The organism is Thioalkalivibrio nitratireducens DSM 14787 (assembly GCF_000321415.2).
In the GTDB taxonomy this organism is placed as follows: Bacteria; Pseudomonadota; Gammaproteobacteria; order Ectothiorhodospirales; family Ectothiorhodospiraceae; genus Thioalkalivibrio; species Thioalkalivibrio nitratireducens.
Genome location: NC_019902.2, coordinates 3,723,308 through 3,738,135, shown reverse-complemented (window position 1 = coordinate 3,738,135; position 14,828 = coordinate 3,723,308). Strand labels below are relative to the sequence as shown.

General features: G+C 66.7%; 16 protein-coding genes and 1 tRNA gene. 10 read left to right on the top strand and 7 right to left on the bottom strand.

Annotated elements, in window-relative coordinates; all coding sequences use genetic code 11:
- Window positions 1-15 precede the first annotated feature (15 nt).
- From TVNIR_RS17060 to TVNIR_RS17050, 3 genes are all read left to right on the top strand, one after another.
- On the top strand, window positions 16-447 hold the full coding sequence (locus TVNIR_RS17060) for an Hsp20/alpha crystallin family protein (protein WP_015260323.1): 432 nt from the start codon (window positions 16-18) through the stop codon (window positions 445-447).
- A 148-nt stretch (window positions 448-595) separates the two neighbouring features.
- On the top strand, window positions 596-1,489 hold the full coding sequence (locus tag TVNIR_RS17055) for a DnaJ C-terminal domain-containing protein (protein ID WP_015260321.1): 894 nt from the start codon (window positions 596-598) through the stop codon (window positions 1,487-1,489).
- A gap of 93 nt (window positions 1,490-1,582) precedes the next feature.
- Entirely contained in the window at window positions 1,583-2,932 is a 1,350-nt protein-coding gene (locus TVNIR_RS17050) for a DegQ family serine endoprotease (RefSeq protein ID WP_015260320.1), read from the top strand.
- A gap of 38 nt (window positions 2,933-2,970) precedes the next feature.
- Here the strand turns inward: TVNIR_RS17050 and TVNIR_RS17045 are convergent, their stop codons facing one another.
- Together TVNIR_RS17045 and TVNIR_RS17040 are read right to left on the bottom strand one after the other, a co-directional pair.
- Window positions 2,971-3,408 (bottom strand): molybdenum cofactor biosynthesis protein MoaE, encoded by a 438-nt coding sequence (locus tag TVNIR_RS17045; RefSeq protein ID WP_043739889.1) that lies wholly within the window; start codon window positions 3,406-3,408, stop codon window positions 2,971-2,973.
- 6 nt (window positions 3,409-3,414) lie between these two features.
- Window positions 3,415-3,645 carry a MoaD/ThiS family protein gene (locus tag TVNIR_RS17040; protein ID WP_015260318.1) on the bottom strand — a complete coding sequence of 77 codons (231 nt, stop codon included), beginning with the start codon at window positions 3,643-3,645 and terminating at the stop codon, window positions 3,415-3,417.
- A 45-nt stretch (window positions 3,646-3,690) separates the two neighbouring features.
- Here TVNIR_RS17040 and moaC point away from each other — a divergent pair, with 45 nt between their 5' ends.
- The 6 genes from moaC (at window position 3,691) to TVNIR_RS17010 (ending at window position 8,496) form a co-directional block, all read left to right on the top strand.
- Window positions 3,691-4,182 (top strand): cyclic pyranopterin monophosphate synthase MoaC, encoded by a 492-nt coding sequence (moaC, locus tag TVNIR_RS17035; RefSeq protein ID WP_015260317.1) that lies wholly within the window; start codon window positions 3,691-3,693, stop codon window positions 4,180-4,182.
- On the top strand, window positions 4,179-6,398 hold the full coding sequence (locus TVNIR_RS17030) for an AsmA family protein (RefSeq protein ID WP_015260316.1): 2,220 nt from the start codon (window positions 4,179-4,181) through the stop codon (window positions 6,396-6,398). Before moaC ends, TVNIR_RS17030 begins: the two co-directional genes overlap by 4 nt.
- Before the next feature lie 2 nt (window positions 6,399-6,400).
- The gene (locus tag TVNIR_RS17025) at window positions 6,401-6,982 is read left to right on the top strand and encodes an SRPBCC family protein (RefSeq protein WP_015260315.1); all 582 of its coding nucleotides are present in this window, start codon (window positions 6,401-6,403) and stop codon (window positions 6,980-6,982) included.
- A complete protein-coding gene (mutY, locus tag TVNIR_RS17020) occupies window positions 6,979-8,043 on the top strand; it encodes an A/G-specific adenine glycosylase (RefSeq protein WP_015260314.1) in 1,065 nt (354 codons plus the stop codon). Before TVNIR_RS17025 ends, mutY begins: the two co-directional genes overlap by 4 nt.
- Entirely contained in the window at window positions 8,027-8,305 is a 279-nt protein-coding gene (locus TVNIR_RS17015) for an oxidative damage protection protein (protein ID WP_043739888.1), read from the top strand. The genes mutY and TVNIR_RS17015 overlap by 17 nt, the downstream gene beginning before the upstream one ends.
- A 115-nt stretch (window positions 8,306-8,420) precedes the next feature.
- Window positions 8,421-8,496, top strand: a tRNA-Phe gene (locus TVNIR_RS17010).
- 478 nt (window positions 8,497-8,974) lie between these two features.
- On the opposite strand, the gene TVNIR_RS17005 is transcribed toward TVNIR_RS17010, so the two are convergent.
- The gene (locus TVNIR_RS17005; protein WP_015260312.1) at window positions 8,975-9,490 is read right to left on the bottom strand and encodes a CRISPR-associated protein, GSU0054 family; all 516 of its coding nucleotides are present in this window, start codon (window positions 9,488-9,490) and stop codon (window positions 8,975-8,977) included.
- Window positions 9,491-9,963: 473 nt separating this feature from the next.
- Here TVNIR_RS17005 and TVNIR_RS17000 point away from each other — a divergent pair, with 473 nt between their 5' ends.
- On the top strand, window positions 9,964-12,099 hold the full coding sequence (locus TVNIR_RS17000) for a DUF2235 domain-containing protein (protein ID WP_083499497.1): 2,136 nt from the start codon (window positions 9,964-9,966) through the stop codon (window positions 12,097-12,099).
- Window positions 12,100-12,242: 143 nt separating this feature from the next.
- On the opposite strand, the gene TVNIR_RS16995 is transcribed toward TVNIR_RS17000, so the two are convergent.
- The 4 genes from TVNIR_RS16995 to TVNIR_RS20900 form a co-directional block, all read right to left on the bottom strand.
- Complete coding sequence (locus TVNIR_RS16995; RefSeq protein WP_043739887.1) at window positions 12,243-12,749, bottom strand: ATP-binding protein; 507 nt, start codon at window positions 12,747-12,749, stop codon at window positions 12,243-12,245.
- 18 nt (window positions 12,750-12,767) lie between these two features.
- Window positions 12,768-13,145, bottom strand: a complete 378-nt coding sequence (locus TVNIR_RS16990) for a HepT-like ribonuclease domain-containing protein (protein WP_015260309.1) — start codon at window positions 13,143-13,145, stop codon at window positions 12,768-12,770.
- Window positions 13,146-13,462: 317 nt separating this feature from the next.
- Complete coding sequence (locus TVNIR_RS16985; protein ID WP_015260308.1) at window positions 13,463-14,425, bottom strand: arsenic resistance protein; 963 nt, start codon at window positions 14,423-14,425, stop codon at window positions 13,463-13,465.
- A 22-nt stretch (window positions 14,426-14,447) separates the two neighbouring features.
- Window positions 14,448-14,636 carry a GDCCVxC domain-containing (seleno)protein gene (locus tag TVNIR_RS20900; RefSeq protein ID WP_083499496.1) on the bottom strand — a complete coding sequence of 63 codons (189 nt, stop codon included), beginning with the start codon at window positions 14,634-14,636 and terminating at the stop codon, window positions 14,448-14,450.
- Window positions 14,637-14,828 lie beyond the last annotated feature (192 nt).

Sequence of the window (14,828 nt, the reverse complement as noted above, 5' to 3'; positions counted from 1 at the left end):
CCTGGAGGTGGAACCATGGCACTGATGCGTTACGAACCCTGGAGCCTGTTGAACCAGCTGTCGCGCGAACTCGAGCGCATGCAGGGAGCGGATCAGGGCGAGGAGCCGGCGATCACCGCGGACTGGAGTCCGGCAGTGGACATCCGTGAGGAGTCGGACGGCTACGTGCTGCACGCCGACCTGCCGGGCGTCGACGCGAAGGATATCGAGGTGCACATGGAGAACGGCGTCCTCACGATCCGCGGCGAACGGCGCCACGAAAGCAAGGAGGAGCGCGAGAACTACAAACGCATCGAGCGCGTCAGAGGTACTTTCTTCCGGCGCTTTTCGCTGCCGGATACTGCGGACTCCGACAATATCTCGGCGCGCTGCGAGAACGGTGTGCTGGAGGTCCGTATTCCGAAGCACGCCAAGGTGCAGCCCCGCCGGATCACGGTGGAAGGCTGAGGCGCCCGCTCCGCGGGCGCAGCGGGAGGCTGCGTCGTCCGGAACTCCGGTCGGCGCACCTTCGGCTGTGCGGATGTTTGCGCGGCCGGTGATCCGGATCAATCATGGAGCTCCTGCCAAGTGAGCCACGAGGACAAGTGACCCGGCGATGCAATTCAGGGACTACTACAGGATCCTGGGCGTGAGCCGAAGCGCCAGCCAGGACGAGATCAAGAAGGCCTATCGGCGCCTGGCGCGCAAGTACCATCCGGACGTGAGTCAGGAGGCCGACGCGGAGGCGCGTTTCAAGGAAATCAACGAGGCCAGCGAGGTCCTTGGTGATCCGGAGCGCCGTGCCGCCTACGACCGGCTCGGTCCGGACTGGCGCGGGGGGCAGGACTTCCGGCCGCCCCCGGGATGGTCCGGCCAGGCGGGTGCGGGCGGCGCCTCGGGCGGTGGCTTCGACGGCTTCTCCGATTTCTTCGATTCGCTGTTCGGCGGCCGGCCCGGGGGGCGCCGTGCCGGGCCCGGTTTCGGTGCCCGCGGCGCGGACCGTTCGGCAGTGGCCGAGATCAGCCTGGAGCAGGCGCTGCACGGTACCGAACTGACGGTGAACGGTGCCGCCGGCGAGGGTCGGCGCGTCCGGATTCCTCCGGGTGCGCACAATGGCACGCGCCTGCGGGTGAAGGGGCAGGGCGATCCGGGGATGGGCCCGGGGTCCGCCGGCGACCTGTTGCTCGAGATCCGCGTGCGGCCGGATCCTCGCTACCGGCTCGAAGGCCGCGACCTCTACCGGGATGTCCCGATCACGCCCTGGGAGGCGGCTCTCGGTTCGACCATCGAGGCTCCGACTCCGCAGGGCACGGTGAAGCTCAGGATTCCCGCCGGGTCGCAGTCCGGCAAGATGATGCGCCTGAGGGGCCGCGGGCTTCCGGGCAAAACCCCGGGCGACCTGTACCTGCGGCTGATGATCGAGGTTCCGCCGGCCGCAGAGGCCGGACAGTGGTACGAGGAGATGGCGCGGGTGTCCTCGTTCCGGCCTCGGGAGGGGTTGCAACCCTGAGGTCGCGTGGCATGAAGGCGGACCGTCACGCGCGCGGCCGCTGGCGATTCGTGCGGCCGCTGGCGATTCGTGCCGTGGATGCGGAGTGGTGCGATGATGGCGAAAACGATTCTGACCCTTCTGGCCCTGTTGCTGACCGCCGCACCGGTACAGGCACAGCTGCCTGCGGCAATCGATGGCGAGCCGTTGCCGACGCTCGCGCCGATGCTGGAGCGCACCGTGCCCGCCGTGGTGAATGTAGCCACCCGCGCGCTGGTGGTGGAACCGGTCAGTCCGCTGTTCGACGATCCGTTCTTCCGGCGTTTTTTCGATCTGCCTTCGCGTCAGCGCGAACGGATCCGGCAGGGCCTGGGGTCCGGCGTGGTCGTCGATGCCAGGCAGGGGTTGATCCTGACCAACAACCACGTGATCCAGCGTGCCGACGAAATCGTGGTGACCCTGCACGACGGGCGCCGTTACGATGCCGAGGTGATCGGCGCCGATCGCGAGACGGACATCGCCTTGATCCGCATCGATGCCGAGGGGCTGCAGGCGCTGCCGTTCGCCGACTCCGACGCGCTCCGGGTCGGCGACTTCGTGGTCGCGATCGGCAACCCCTTCGGACTCGGGCAGACCGTCACCAGCGGCATCGTCAGTGCGCTGGGGCGCAGCGGTCTCGGCATCGAGGGCTTCGAGGATTTCATCCAGACCGACGCGTCGATCAATCCCGGCAATTCGGGCGGTGCGCTGGTCAACCTGCGCGGCGAACTCGTCGGAATCAACACCGCGATCCTGGCGCGCGGTGGCGGCAATATCGGCATCGGCTTCGCGATTCCCATCAACATGGCCCGGCAGGTCCAGGAACACCTGATCACGGATGGCGTGGTCACCCGCGGGCAGCTCGGGATCGCCGTCCAGGATCTGACGCCGGATCTGGCCCAGGCCTTCTCCCTGCAGGTATCCAGCGGAGCCGTCGTCACCCGCGTCGAGCCCGGCTCGCCCGCCGACCGGGCGGGGCTGAGGTCGGGGGACGTGGTGCTCGAAACGGGCGGTCGCCCGGTGCGCAATGCAACCGACCTGCGCAATCGCATCGGGCTGTTGCGGGTCGGGACCGAGGTCCGGTTGCGAATCCTGCGCAACGGCCGGGAGCAGTCCGTGGTCGCTCGTATCGAGGCTCCGCAGCGCCAGGAACTCGACGGTGCGTCGATCGACGCGCGGCTCGGTGGCGCGCAGTTCGCCCGAATGCTGCAGCACGACGGCGAACCGAGGATCGTGATCAGCGCGGTGGAGCCGCGCTCGGTGGCGGCCCGTGCCGGTCTGCGCGAGGGCGACGTGGTGCTGTCGATCAACCGACGCGAAGTCAGCGAACTCGAGGATATCCGGGCGGCGGCGCAGGCCGGCCGTGGCGGGCTGCTGCTGAACATCCAGCGCGGCGACGGTGCGTTCTTTCTGATGCTCCAGTAGCTCAGGCAGCAGGGGTGGCAGGCCGTTGCGCCGTGTGCTCAGCGCCCCGGGGTGTTCTGTTCCACCCAGCGTTCGCTGCCGTCCGGGAGACGTTCGCGCTTCCAGAACGGGGCCTCGTGCTTCAGGCGTTCCAGGATCTCCGAGCAGGCATCGCGGGCCGCGACCCGGTGGGCCGACCAGACGGCGACCAGCACCAGCGTGTCGGCCGGTTCGATCGGGCCGACCCGGTGTGCCACCTCGCAGGCTTCCAGGGGCCACTTTGCCTCGGCTTCGGCCACGATCCGTTCCAGTTCGCGCTCGGTCATCCCCGGGTAGTGTTCGAGGAACATCCCCCGCACGTCGCGCTCCTCGTTGAAATCGCGCATGCGCCCGACGAATACCGAGGCCGCGCCCAGCCGGTGCAGGGGCAGCCCGCGTTCCCGCTCCTGGATCACCGCCCAGGGGTCGAACGGCTCGGGATGGAGGCGCACGGCCATATCGGCCTAGCCGCCGGTGACCGGGGGGAAGAACGCGACCTCGTCGCCGTCGGCCACCGCGCTATCGAGGCGGGCGTGGGCCTGGTTCACGGCGGCCATCAGCCGCGGCGGCGGCGGTGCCCGGTGCAGGTGCTGCCAGAGTTCGGCGACCGTCGTGATGCCGTCGGATGGCACCTCGTCGCTCGCACGGCCCACGTCCTCGCGCAGGCGGGCGAAATAATGCACGGTAATCGTCACGATACGGACCTACACATCGACGGGCCTGTCGAGCATTATAGCGGGATGGGCGAATTCACACATTTCGACGCGAACGGGCGGGCGCACATGGTGGACGTCGGCGCCAAGCCGGTCAGTCACCGGGTCGCGGTCGCCGAGGGAACGATCCACATGCAGCCCGAGACGGCGGCGCGGATCCGCGCCGGAGACCACCGCAAGGGCGACGTGCTCGGTGTGGCCCGGGTCGCCGGTATCATGGCCGCCAAACGCACCGGGGAACTGATCCCGCTCTGCCATCCGATCGGGCTGACCCGGGTGGCGCTGGATTTCGATACCTGCGCGGACCGGGTTCGGGTGCAGGCGACCTGCGAGGTGCAGGGCCAGACCGGGGTCGAAATGGAGGCGCTGACCGCGGTCAGCGTGGCCCTGCTGACCATCTACGACATGTGCAAGGCGGTGGATCGCGGGATGCGCATTGACGGCGTGCGGCTGCTGGAGAAGCACGGCGGTCGAAGCGGCAGCTGGGTCGCGCCCCCCCAACCGGGAGAACCGAAATGAAATGGCTTTTGCGTCTGCTGAGCCTGCTCGGCGTCGTGGTGCTACTTGCGGCGGTGGTCGCGGTGTTCCTCGTGGCCACCTTCGACCCCGGCGCGTACCGTGAACGCATCGAGGACCGGGTGACCGAGGCAACCGGCCGCGAATTCCTCCTTGCCGGCGACATCGGCCTGACGCTGTTTCCCACGATCGGACTGCGCCTGGAGGACGTCAGCCTTGCCAATGCGCCGGGGTTCGGTGACGCGCCGTTCGCCGCGGCCGAATCGGTTGATGTCGCGGTGGCGATGCTGCCCCTGCTGCGCCGGCAACTGGAAGTGCTGCGTATCGATGCGGACGGGGTCTCGCTGTCGTTGACCCGCGAACAGGATGGCCACAACAACTGGGACGACCTGGCCGAACGGCTGGCCGGAGATGCCGCGCCGCCCGGTGCCGGCAACGAGCGGGGCGATCGGGAGCGTGCCGTGCTGGGCGATTTCTCCGTGGCAGGCATGGACCTGACCCGGGTGCGGGTCGAATGGGACGATCGCCAAGCCGGCACGCGCATGGTGCTCGATCCCGCGAACCTGCGGCTGCGGCAGTTCCAGCCCGGCGCGGATGCGCCGCTCGAGATCGACGGCTCCATCCGGCTGGAGGAACAGGGGGAGGAGACCGGTGCGATGCATCTGCGCCTCGACGCCCTGTTGAACGCCGACCCCGCGGCCCAGCGGTATGCGTTGCGCAACCTTGCATCCGACCTGGAACTGCAACTGCCGGGCATGGCAGGGCTGCTGCAGTCCCGTTTCACCACCGATGTGTCGCTGGACTTGGCCGCCGGCGTGTCCCGTATCGAAGGGCTTTCCGCGGCACTCGGAGGGATGGAGCTGGTGGGGCGGCTGGAGATTCGTGAACTTGGGCGCGAGACCCTCGCGTTCGAGGGGCAGCTGCGCAGCAACACCTTCAACCCGCGCCTGCTGCTTTCCGAACTGGGCCTGAGCGTCCCGGATACCACCGACCCCTCGGCGCTGCAGCGGATGGAACTGGAACTCGCGGTCTCGGGCAATGCCCGCGAGTTGGCGCTGGATCCGCTGCGGATCACGCTGGACGAGTCGACGCTGCGGGGCGATGCCGGTCTGCGACTTTCCGGACCGCGGCCGGCCGTCAGTTTCATGCTGAAGGGGGATCGGCTGAACCTGGACCGCTATCTGCCCCCCGAGGTCGAACAGGCGCGGGTATCGGAGGCGGAGCCGCCGCCCGGCGCCCCCCCGGTGCCCGAGGAGGTTGATATTCCGGTGGAGCTTCCGGCAGAACTGATGCGTGCGGTGGATCTCGACGGGCGTCTGACGCTGGAGACGCTGACGCTGCTGGGCCTGACCCTGGAGGCGATCGAGGTCAATCTGCGCGCCCGCGATGGCGAGTGGAAGGTCGAACCCCTGACCGGGCGCGGGTACGAAGGCCAGGTCGAGGGGCGCGCCACGGTCGATGCGAGCGCAGCGGTACCCCGCTACGCGCTGGCCGTGTCGCTTGCCGGGGTCGCGATCCAGCCGCTGCTGGGGGCCCTCAGACAGGACGAAGGCCGCCTGGTCGGCACCGGCAATCTTGCGCTCGACGTCACCGCCGCCGGCGCGAGTGTCCGCGCGCTGACTTCCAGCCTGCATGGTAGCGGCGACATGCGGTTCGTCGATGGCGCCGTCCGCGGGATCAACGTCGCCAGGATCATCCGCCAGGCCGACGCACGCCTGCGCGGGGAACGGCTCGAAGACGACGGGGAGCCGAACCAGACCGACTTCACCGAACTGAGCGGTAGCTTCCGGATCCTCGAGGGCGTGGTACACAACGAGGATCTCGTGGCCAGTTCGCCCTTGCTGCGGGCCACCGGGCATGGTTCGGCAAACCTTCCGGAGCAGACCCTCGATTATCGCGTCGACGCGACACTGGTGGCCACGATCGAGGGGCAGGGCGGGCGCAGCCTCGACGATCTGCGCGGAGTCAACCTGCCGATCCGCATCTCCGGAACCTTCGCCGACCCCCGTTTCCGGCTCGACCTCGACGACGTCGTTCGGGAACGCGTCGAGGACCGCGTCCGACGCGAGGCAGGGCGGTTGCAGGATCGTCTGCTGGAACGGCTCGGGGCCGATGAGCCCGGTGGCGATGCCGATCCGGCGGCCCCCGCGGACGCGGAACCTTCCGGATCCCGCCGGATCGAGGACGAGCTGCGGCGTCTGCGGGAGCGTCTGCGCTAGCGATGCTTCGCCTGCGGTGGTGGACGCTGTCGCTGCTGCTCGTGGTGTGGCCGATGCTACTCACGGGCACGGTTTCCGACATCCACGTTGCCTTCGACGGTGCCCGCGTGGAATTCCGTCTCGATGCGCTGGTTCTGGCCGCGGCCGAGGATGTGCGCGCGGTGGTGCACGACTACGAACGCCTGGACCGCGTGTTTCCCCTGGTTGCGGCCAGCCGGCGACTCGAGGGACGTGACGAGGGCCTGGAGCGGGTTTTCACCCTGATGCGGGGCTGCATCCTGTTCCTGTGCCGGGAACTCGAACACACCATCGATATCCGGACGGTACAGGACAGCTGGTCGTCCGCGGTCACGGTGCCGGAACTCAGCCGGGTCCGGCGGGGACAGTTCTCCTGGCTGATCGAACCCGGCGCTGGAAATCCCGAACACGCGCGAATCCGGATCTACGGGTATTTCGAGCCGGATTTCCGCGTGCCGCGCTTGGTGGGTGCACCCCTGGTCCGAATGCGGATCCTGTCCGAGTTGCGCGAGAGTGTCGCGAGTATCGAGCGCGCCGCGCTCGAACATGCGGCAGCAGTGCGATGAGCAGCGGCTTTGCCTCGCGCCTGCTCGCCTGGTTCGAACGCCACGGGCGGCACGGACTGCCGTGGCAGCATCCGAGGACGGCCTACCGCGTGTGGGTTTCCGAGATCATGCTGCAGCAGACTCGCGTCGAAACCGTCGTTCCCTATTTCACGGCCTTCGTCGACCGTTTCCCCGACCCGGAGACGCTGGCGGACGCACCGTTGGACGAGGTGTTACATCTCTGGTCGGGGCTTGGCTACTATGCCCGCGCCCGGAACCTGCACCGTGCCGCGCGGGTTGTGGTCGAGCGCTACCGCGGCGAGTTGCCGCAGGAGCCCGCGGCACTCGAGGCGCTTCCCGGCATCGGCCGGTCGACCGCCGCGGCGATTCTGGCCCAGGCTCATGATCGCCCGATGGCGATCCTGGATGGCAATGTCCGCCGGGTTCTGGCACGCCATCGCGCGGTCGATGGCTGGCCGGGGCAGTCGCGGGTACAGGCTACGCTGTGGGGGATCGCGGAGTCGCTGGTGCCGGGATCCCGGGCGGCCGACTACACACAGGCGATGATGGATCTGGGTGCGCTGATCTGTACCCGATCCCGCCCGGCCTGCAGCCGGTGCCCGGTCGCCGGCGACTGCCAGGCGCGCCTGCAGGACCGGGTCGCGGAACTGCCCGCTGCGCGCCCCGGCAGGGCCGTGCCCACGCGCACCCGCTGGGCGGCGCTGGTTCGTTCTCCCGCCGGCATCCTGCTCGAGCGCCGCGCCCCGAGCGGGATCTGGGGCGGCCTGTACAGTCTCCCCGAAGCCGACGAGCGCGAGCAGCTGGTCGACCGGATGACGGCCTGCTGGGCCGGCGTGTGCGAGCAGGATGGGCCGCCCGCCCGGATCGCGCATACGTTCAGCCACTACCGCCTCGACCTGTGGATCGTGAGTTTCCGGCTCCCCAGTGTGCCCTGTGGGATCATGGAAGGGCAGGCGGCGATCTGGTATAAACCGGCGTTTTCGCACGCGGTCGGGCTTCCGGCTCCGATCGCCCGCTTTCTGAGAGATCAGGGGACCCCGCACGATGGCACGAACGGTTAACTGCGTGTACCTGGGCAAAGAGGCCGAGGGACTGGACTACCCGACCTATCCCGGCGAACTGGGCAAGAGGATCTTCGCGAACGTCTCGAAGGAAGCCTGGCAGACCTGGCTCCGGCACCAGACCATGTTGATCAACGAATACCGGCTGAGCCCGGTGGACCCCAAGGCGCGCAAGTTCCTCGAGGAGGAGATGGAGAAATTCTTCTTCCAAGGCGGGGCGGCGAAGCCCGAGGGGTATGTCGACCCGGACGCGTCCAAGTAGGATCGCGGCCCGTCTGCTGTCGCGCCGCGGCGTGCAATTCCGTCCGGCTTGACGCCCGCCCCGGCGACCGGTTTAATACGCCCCTTCGCACCGTTGCGGTTCTCCGCGGTACACCGGCCAGGTAGCTCAGTTGGTAGAGCAGGGGATTGAAAATCCCCGTGTCGGCGGTTCGATTCCGTCCCTGGCCACCATTTCATGTTCCAGCAAGGTCCAAAGAAGTTACCAAGCCGCTGAAAGAGCGGCTTTTTTTGCGCCTGCAAGGTCCCGGGAGATCTAAAGGGGGCGTTTGAGTCATCCCGAGAGAGAGGGGTGCCTTCTGGGGTAATACGTCGACCCGAAAAGGGGGTTACCCCGCTACAGCCACTCACAGACGCCGAAACCCGCGCCCTGAAGCCCGGGGAGCGCCCGGTCAAACGCTTCGATGAGAAGGGGCCGTACGTCGGGTCGGGGTGCCGCTGTCCGGAGCGCTGCGCTGGCGGTTCCGGTACAAGTTCGCTGGCAAGGCGAAACTCATGAGCCTGGGGAGACCTACCCCGATGTCCGCCGCCGCGAAGGCAACCCGGAATGCCCGGGATGAGGCCCACGGCCTTCTCGATCGGCCGGGCCTTCGATTCCACCCCGGCGCTGAGCCGGGGATCACGAGCGTATGTCAGTATGGCGTGCCACCGATCACTCTGGCTTCAATTCCACTACGGTGCGTTGCAGGGCGTCCCAGTGATCGGCGGCCACGGCGGGACTGGCCGCCACCAGCACGCGGCGCACCCGACCGTCGGCCCACCGGTGCCCTGCATTCGGCACCGGCAGGATCGCGACCCGGCCGTCGCCCCCGTGGCCCATGAGTTCGGTGATGGCCGTTGCATCGAGCCCCGCCCGCTGCGCGGCTCGATGGACGGCATAACGAACCATCGCGGCCAGCCTGACCAGTTCGGTTCCGGGCAGGGACCACGGCCCGCCGTCGTCGATCGCGCGTAGACTGAAGGCCTGCGACCGCAGCAACGGCGGCGCCAGCGGATCGAGGTACGGACTCAGTGTCGCCTGCGGTTCGCGCGCCGCGGACGGCCCCGAGATACCGACCCGATCGCCGTCGTTGTTCGGCACCGAGGACCGTGCCGGCTCCATGCGCTCGGGCGCCGGTGCGTGGATCACCGGGGGCGGCAGGGTCTCGAGGCGCTTGAGGGCCGCCACGCCGCGCGCCCGCGCCGCTCGGCGCCCGCCAGCAGGGCCCGGAACACGCGCGCCGGTGACGATCGTTTCCTGCTTTCCTGCACAAGGGGGGGGCGTGAAACCAGGTTCGCGCCTCACATCGCAAGTGTGGTCTATCAGCATGCCCGGTATTTGCCCTTACGGGGAAAGGCACAACGTTCGCCTATACTTTTCATTTGTCCGGTTGAAGATCCGGGCATCGGGTCCCGTGCACCCGAAGACTATCGCCGACAGGCTGGCTGGCCGCTGTTCCGCCCCAGCGTCTTCGTGGACGCGCTCCAAGACCAGGTGACGGATTCGCAGGGTCCGGCAGTGGGTTGAGGTGAAGCGCGGGCCAGTGCAGGCGGCTTCCCCGCCGTCCGCATGCAGCCGGCCGCGCGATATCGAGGGCTCCGGATGTAGGGAACAGCCGGGGCGGCGCCGATGGGCTGCCGCAGAAATAGGGAGGAAGCGCAGTGGCCAGGAACATCGTATTGCTCTCGGACGGCACGGCGAACAAGGGCGGAGTCGGACACGAAACGAATGTCTGGAGGCTCTACCAGGCCTTGGTACATGACCAGCGCCAGCTTCTTTGCTATGACGACGGAGTTGGCACTCAGGACTTCAAGCCGTTCCGACTTGCGGGCGGTGCCTTCGGCTGGGGCCTTTCAAGGAATGTCCGCAGGTTGTACGGTTTTCTGGTACGGAACTGGGAACCCGGTGACCGTATTCTGCTCTTCGGCTTCAGCCGCGGCGCCTTCACGGTACGTCTGCTGGCCGGGCTGATCACCCGATGCGGAATTCTCGACTTCTCGCATTACGACTCGGAAGTCGAGTTGAACCAACGGATACGCGGCGCCTACTGCGCCTATCGGCGCAGCCACTTCCACCCCCAGTTTACGGAGCGGTTCTGCCTGCGACACGCGCGCAAGCTGCAGCCGGATGCGCCGGAAAATGACGTCGATGCCCGTCGGCCACCGATCCGCTTCGTCGGGGTTTGGGACACTGTCGATGCCATGGGGGTACCGTTCGATGAGCTTCGGGATGCCATCGACCTGGTGATCGAGTACAGTTTCCGCGACCGGATCCTCAGCCGCCGGGTGATGCACGGATGCCACGCCCTTGCGATCGACGACGCGCGCAAGACCTTTCACCCGGTGATGTGGGACGAGCGCCTGGAACCCGCGGGCGACGGGCGCATCGAGCAGGTCTGGTTCGCGGGGATGCACTCGAACGTCGGCGGCGGTTACCCCAAGTCGCAGATGGCCAGTGTGGCGCTGCGCTGGATGGTCGAACGCGTAACCGATGTCGATGCGGTACCCGAAGCCGAGGACCATCGGCTGCGTTTCCATCCAGGGGCCATTGAAGCGATTCGGCAGGACGCTGACGTACACGGTCAGCTCTACGACTCCCGCAGCGGCCTGGCCGCATTTTACCGCTACGCCCCGCGTCCGCTGGAAGAAATCCGGCGCGAGTACACGACCGGAGACGTGCGCCTCCACCCCACCGTTTGGGAGCGTATCGCACAGGGAACCGACCTCTACTCGCCGCACAATCTCGGTGCGAAGGTTCAGGACGCCCCGTCTCTGACGGGCACTCACGCCTGGCAGACCGCCATGCGACACTGCCACTCCGTGACGAGGCTGCGGCAACTTCTCTACTTCCTGCTGTTGCCGCTGACGCTCGCGCTGGCACTTTTCTTCCTGCCGCCCGGGGTGGCCAACCTTCTCGCGATCCTCGCGGGTTCGGACGCTTTCCGCCACCTGCCGGTGGCCGAGTCCTGGTTCTTCTCCAAACAGCACCTCTGGGCGCATGGTGCGGCGATCGTGGTACTGATCGGCGTTCTGGTAGGAGTCCGACAGTTCCTCAAGGGCAGGCAAGACGCACTGGCGAGTGCTGGCTGGGCCTCCATCCCCGACTTTGCGCAGGCACGTCCCAAAGGGAGGGAGATCCTCGTCTGGGCTTCCCGCTCATCCTGGCTGGCGGTCGGCCGATTTCTCGCGCGGCTATCCGCCAGCGGCGTTCCGGATCTGATCCGCGCCTTTTTCGTCCGCCTCTTCGCGCTGGTGCTGTACCTGCCGCTCAAGGTCGGCAGCTGGCTCCATTGCCGTTTCTGCTTTCGGGACCTGGATGTTTCCGCGCTGGCCGACCCGCTCCACCTCGATCCTGGAGAAATCCGCACGGTCCATCTCGAAACGCGCGACTACCTCTGCCCGACGGGCATCGAACTCAAACTCGGCGAGCACTACCGCGTTCGGGTAGTCGACTGGAAGGGCTGGTTCGATGCCCGATTCCGCGCCACGCCCGATGGGCTGGAGCAAGACGAAACCAGTCTGCCGGGAATCATGCGCCGAAGCCGTTTCCTCAGGCGCCGCCCCGACCAGCCGCTGCTACGGCTGCTCGCTGGCGTCGGGCGCGGGCGGCCCATCGACATCGGATCCGAGGAGACCTTTGTCAGCCCGCGCACCGCGATGCTCCGTCTGTTCGTCAATGATGTCGCGCTGTTTCCCGGGTTTCCGCTATGGGGTATGCGGGACTTGTTCTACAGCAACAACCAGGGAATCGCGATGATCACGGTCGAACGCATTTCGCGGGAATCCGAGGTCGAATGAACGCGGGCTGCAGGCTGCGGCTGAATCAACTGCATTCCACGCCAGCAGCCATCGCGTCGCAGCCTCTGGGTGAGTGTCTGACGTCAATTATTCTGGCCGGTCGGCGTCAATTACTTTGGCCGGTCGGTGATGGATGATTTACGTCAGTGTCTGAGCTTGTGGGTGGCCTCCTGGAGTCTTCGTGTGTGGGTCTTTTTCCGGTAGCTCTCGCCGCTGAGCTCGATGACGTGGGCGTGATGGATCAGCCGGTCGATGGTGGCGACGGCCATCATGTCGTCAGGGAAGATGCGATCCCAGGCGCTGAACGGCTGGTTGGAGGTGATGATCACGCTGCCAGCCTCGTAACGATGGGCGATGAGTTCGAAGAGCACGGAAGTCTCGGCTTCGCTGCGCTGGACATAGCCGATATCGTCGATGTCCAGCAGCCGATACGTGTCCAGTTTTGCCAGGGCATCGGACAGGCGCAGGGCCTGCTTGGCAGACTGGAGTTCCTGCACCAGGGCCGAGGCCGCGAAGTAGCGCACCCGCAGGCCCTGCTCGATCAGGGCATGGCCGATGGCCGCCGCCAGATGGCTCTTGCCGACATCGGAGGGACCGAACAGCGTCACCCAGCCATGATGATTCCGTTTTGCCTTCGTGGCTCCCGCCATGTCACGGGGCCAGTCGGCTCACCCCAGGGGCGGACGCGCAAGTGCGTCGAGCACTTCGCGGATCTGTGCCTCCAGATGGGGTAGGTCGCGATCGACCGTCTTCCAGACTACCGCGAGATCCACCTTGAAGTATCCGTGTGCGAGAACGTTTCTCGTCTCGTAGGCCTGCCTCAGCGGGAAGTCAGGATATTGCTCGGAGAATTCCGGGAAATGCCGCCGGACGTTTCCTGCTGCTTCGCCGATGACTTCCAGATGGCGGAGAACGGTGTCCTGTTTCTCCTCGTTCGCGAGAAAGCCGACATAGTCGATTTCCCGCAGGTAGCGATCGATGCGTTCGAGCGCCTGCTGGATATGTTCCAGGTATTCCCGCAGGTCCAGCGAGTCGCGCCTGGTCACAGCGCGCGTGCCTGGGTCAGCACGTCGTCTCTCCATCGGTCCGATTATCTTTCTAGCCCTCACGCGGGGGGCTAGTCAACCGATCCTGATCCAGGTTTATCTCAAGTTCCGGCCTGGCCACCGCTACTACCGGCCGTCGGCGTCTCTAGCCGACCCGGAGCCGTCGCCCACTGGTTCTTCGCGAACGACCCGTTACCGATCTGCTGCGGACGCCCGGGGTGGCGGCAGCGCGGGTAACAACAGGTCTGGCGGACCGTGGAGTCGACGGATTGGGGGGTTGATCTCTTTCCCGGGATCACGATGCCTGATACGAGCACTCACGCTCGGAACAGGTAGCGCGGAATCCACCAAACGTAGAGGGCCATGGCGAACAATTCCACCAGCGACTGGAGCACGATCACGACGACGGTCGTCTCCCAGCCGGCAGGGAGCGCCAGCGCAAAGGGCAACACCACGAAGGAATTCCGGGTGCCGAGGCTGAATGCCAGGGTACGACCGCTGCTGACCGGAAGGCTCAGGAATCGCGTCAGCACCCGTGCGATCAGGGCAGCCGAGAGTGCGAAGGCGACGAATACCGGCAGCACCGCGAGCAGCATGGCTCCGGAATCGCGAACCACACCGACCTGTGTTGCCGCGACCAGGAAAACCACGATGGCCAGAAGCGGAACGGGTCCCCAGGCCAGTCGGTCGCGCCAGACCCCACGTTCGGGGCGCGCCTCGATCCAGCGCTCGCTGATCGCCGCCAGGACGAGCGGTACCCCAATCAGGCCGATGGCTGCCCGGGCCAGATCACCGATCGAAAGCACCGAGGCAAATTGTTCGGACGGCAACATCAACCAGAGGTACATCGGCAGTAACAGGAACTGCAACAGCAGGTTCAGGGGGGTGACCGCGATGGCGCGGGCCGGGTCGCCACGGCCGAGTTGGGTGAAAGCGATATACCAGTCGGTGCACGGCACCAGCAGTACCAGGAGCACTCCGAGGCGCAGGGCCGGATCGTCCGGGAGCACCAGCACCAGGCCCCATACCAGGAGCGGAATGAGCACGAAATTACCAATCAGCAGCGCGAGCAGGAAGCGCCGATCCTGAAAGGCGTCGCGCAGGTGCAGCAGGGGTACCTGCGTGAACGTGCTGTACAGCAGGGCACCGAGCACTGGCCAGACCAGCGGCTCGAAGAGCGGACCGATATCCGGATCCCGAATGCCGAGCGCGAGACCGCCGACGATTGCGCCAAGGTACAGCCAGACCTGATGACGCTCGAGGATTAACCGATTGAACACGGAAGCTCGGGGGCGCCCGGTCTCAGCAGCAGTAGTCCCTGCCCGCTTCCCGCATGGGCGGGCAGCGTACGCTTCCGTAGGGGCAGAACACACAGCAGTCGCCCAGCTTCGGCCTGAGCAGTGCATGACAGGCCTGACACTCGTAGTACCACTGAGAGGCGTCTGAAGGCATGGTCTCCGTCTTTTTGTACGCGGACTCGGGCCACGTCAGCGTTGATTTCGAGAACGATCATCGCCTTTGCAGTTCCGGCCGGGTTCCGGGGCTCATGATCGAATCCGAGGGTCCCATGGCGCAAGCCTGTTGCAGCTTACGGGAACCTGATTATCACGAAACCTCCTCAGCCAGTGCGATACCTCTCCGCGTCGGTCGTCATTGCGAGCGAAGCGCGGCACTAATGCGCGC

What these genes read in the sequence shown, in the direction of transcription:
- TVNIR_RS17045 (WP_043739889.1), bottom strand. Translation starts at nt 3,408, where the DNA reads ATGGCCGTGCGCCTCCATCCCGAGCCGTTCGACCCCTGGGCGGTGATC.
- TVNIR_RS17025 (WP_015260315.1), top strand. Translation starts at nt 6,401, where the DNA reads ATGCTTCGCCTGCGGTGGTGGACGCTGTCGCTGCTGCTCGTGGTGTGG.
- TVNIR_RS17050 (WP_015260320.1), top strand. Translation starts at nt 1,583, where the DNA reads ATGATGGCGAAAACGATTCTGACCCTTCTGGCCCTGTTGCTGACCGCC.
- TVNIR_RS17060 (WP_015260323.1), top strand. Translation starts at nt 16, where the DNA reads ATGGCACTGATGCGTTACGAACCCTGGAGCCTGTTGAACCAGCTGTCG.
- TVNIR_RS16995 (WP_043739887.1), bottom strand. Translation starts at nt 12,749, where the DNA reads ATGGCGGGAGCCACGAAGGCAAAACGGAATCATCATGGCTGGGTGACG.
- TVNIR_RS17015 (WP_043739888.1), top strand. Translation starts at nt 8,027, where the DNA reads ATGGCACGAACGGTTAACTGCGTGTACCTGGGCAAAGAGGCCGAGGGA.
- TVNIR_RS17055 (WP_015260321.1), top strand. Translation starts at nt 596, where the DNA reads ATGCAATTCAGGGACTACTACAGGATCCTGGGCGTGAGCCGAAGCGCC.
- moaC (WP_015260317.1), top strand. Translation starts at nt 3,691, where the DNA reads ATGGGCGAATTCACACATTTCGACGCGAACGGGCGGGCGCACATGGTG.
- TVNIR_RS17030 (WP_015260316.1), top strand. Translation starts at nt 4,179, where the DNA reads ATGAAATGGCTTTTGCGTCTGCTGAGCCTGCTCGGCGTCGTGGTGCTA.
- mutY (WP_015260314.1), top strand. Translation starts at nt 6,979, where the DNA reads ATGAGCAGCGGCTTTGCCTCGCGCCTGCTCGCCTGGTTCGAACGCCAC.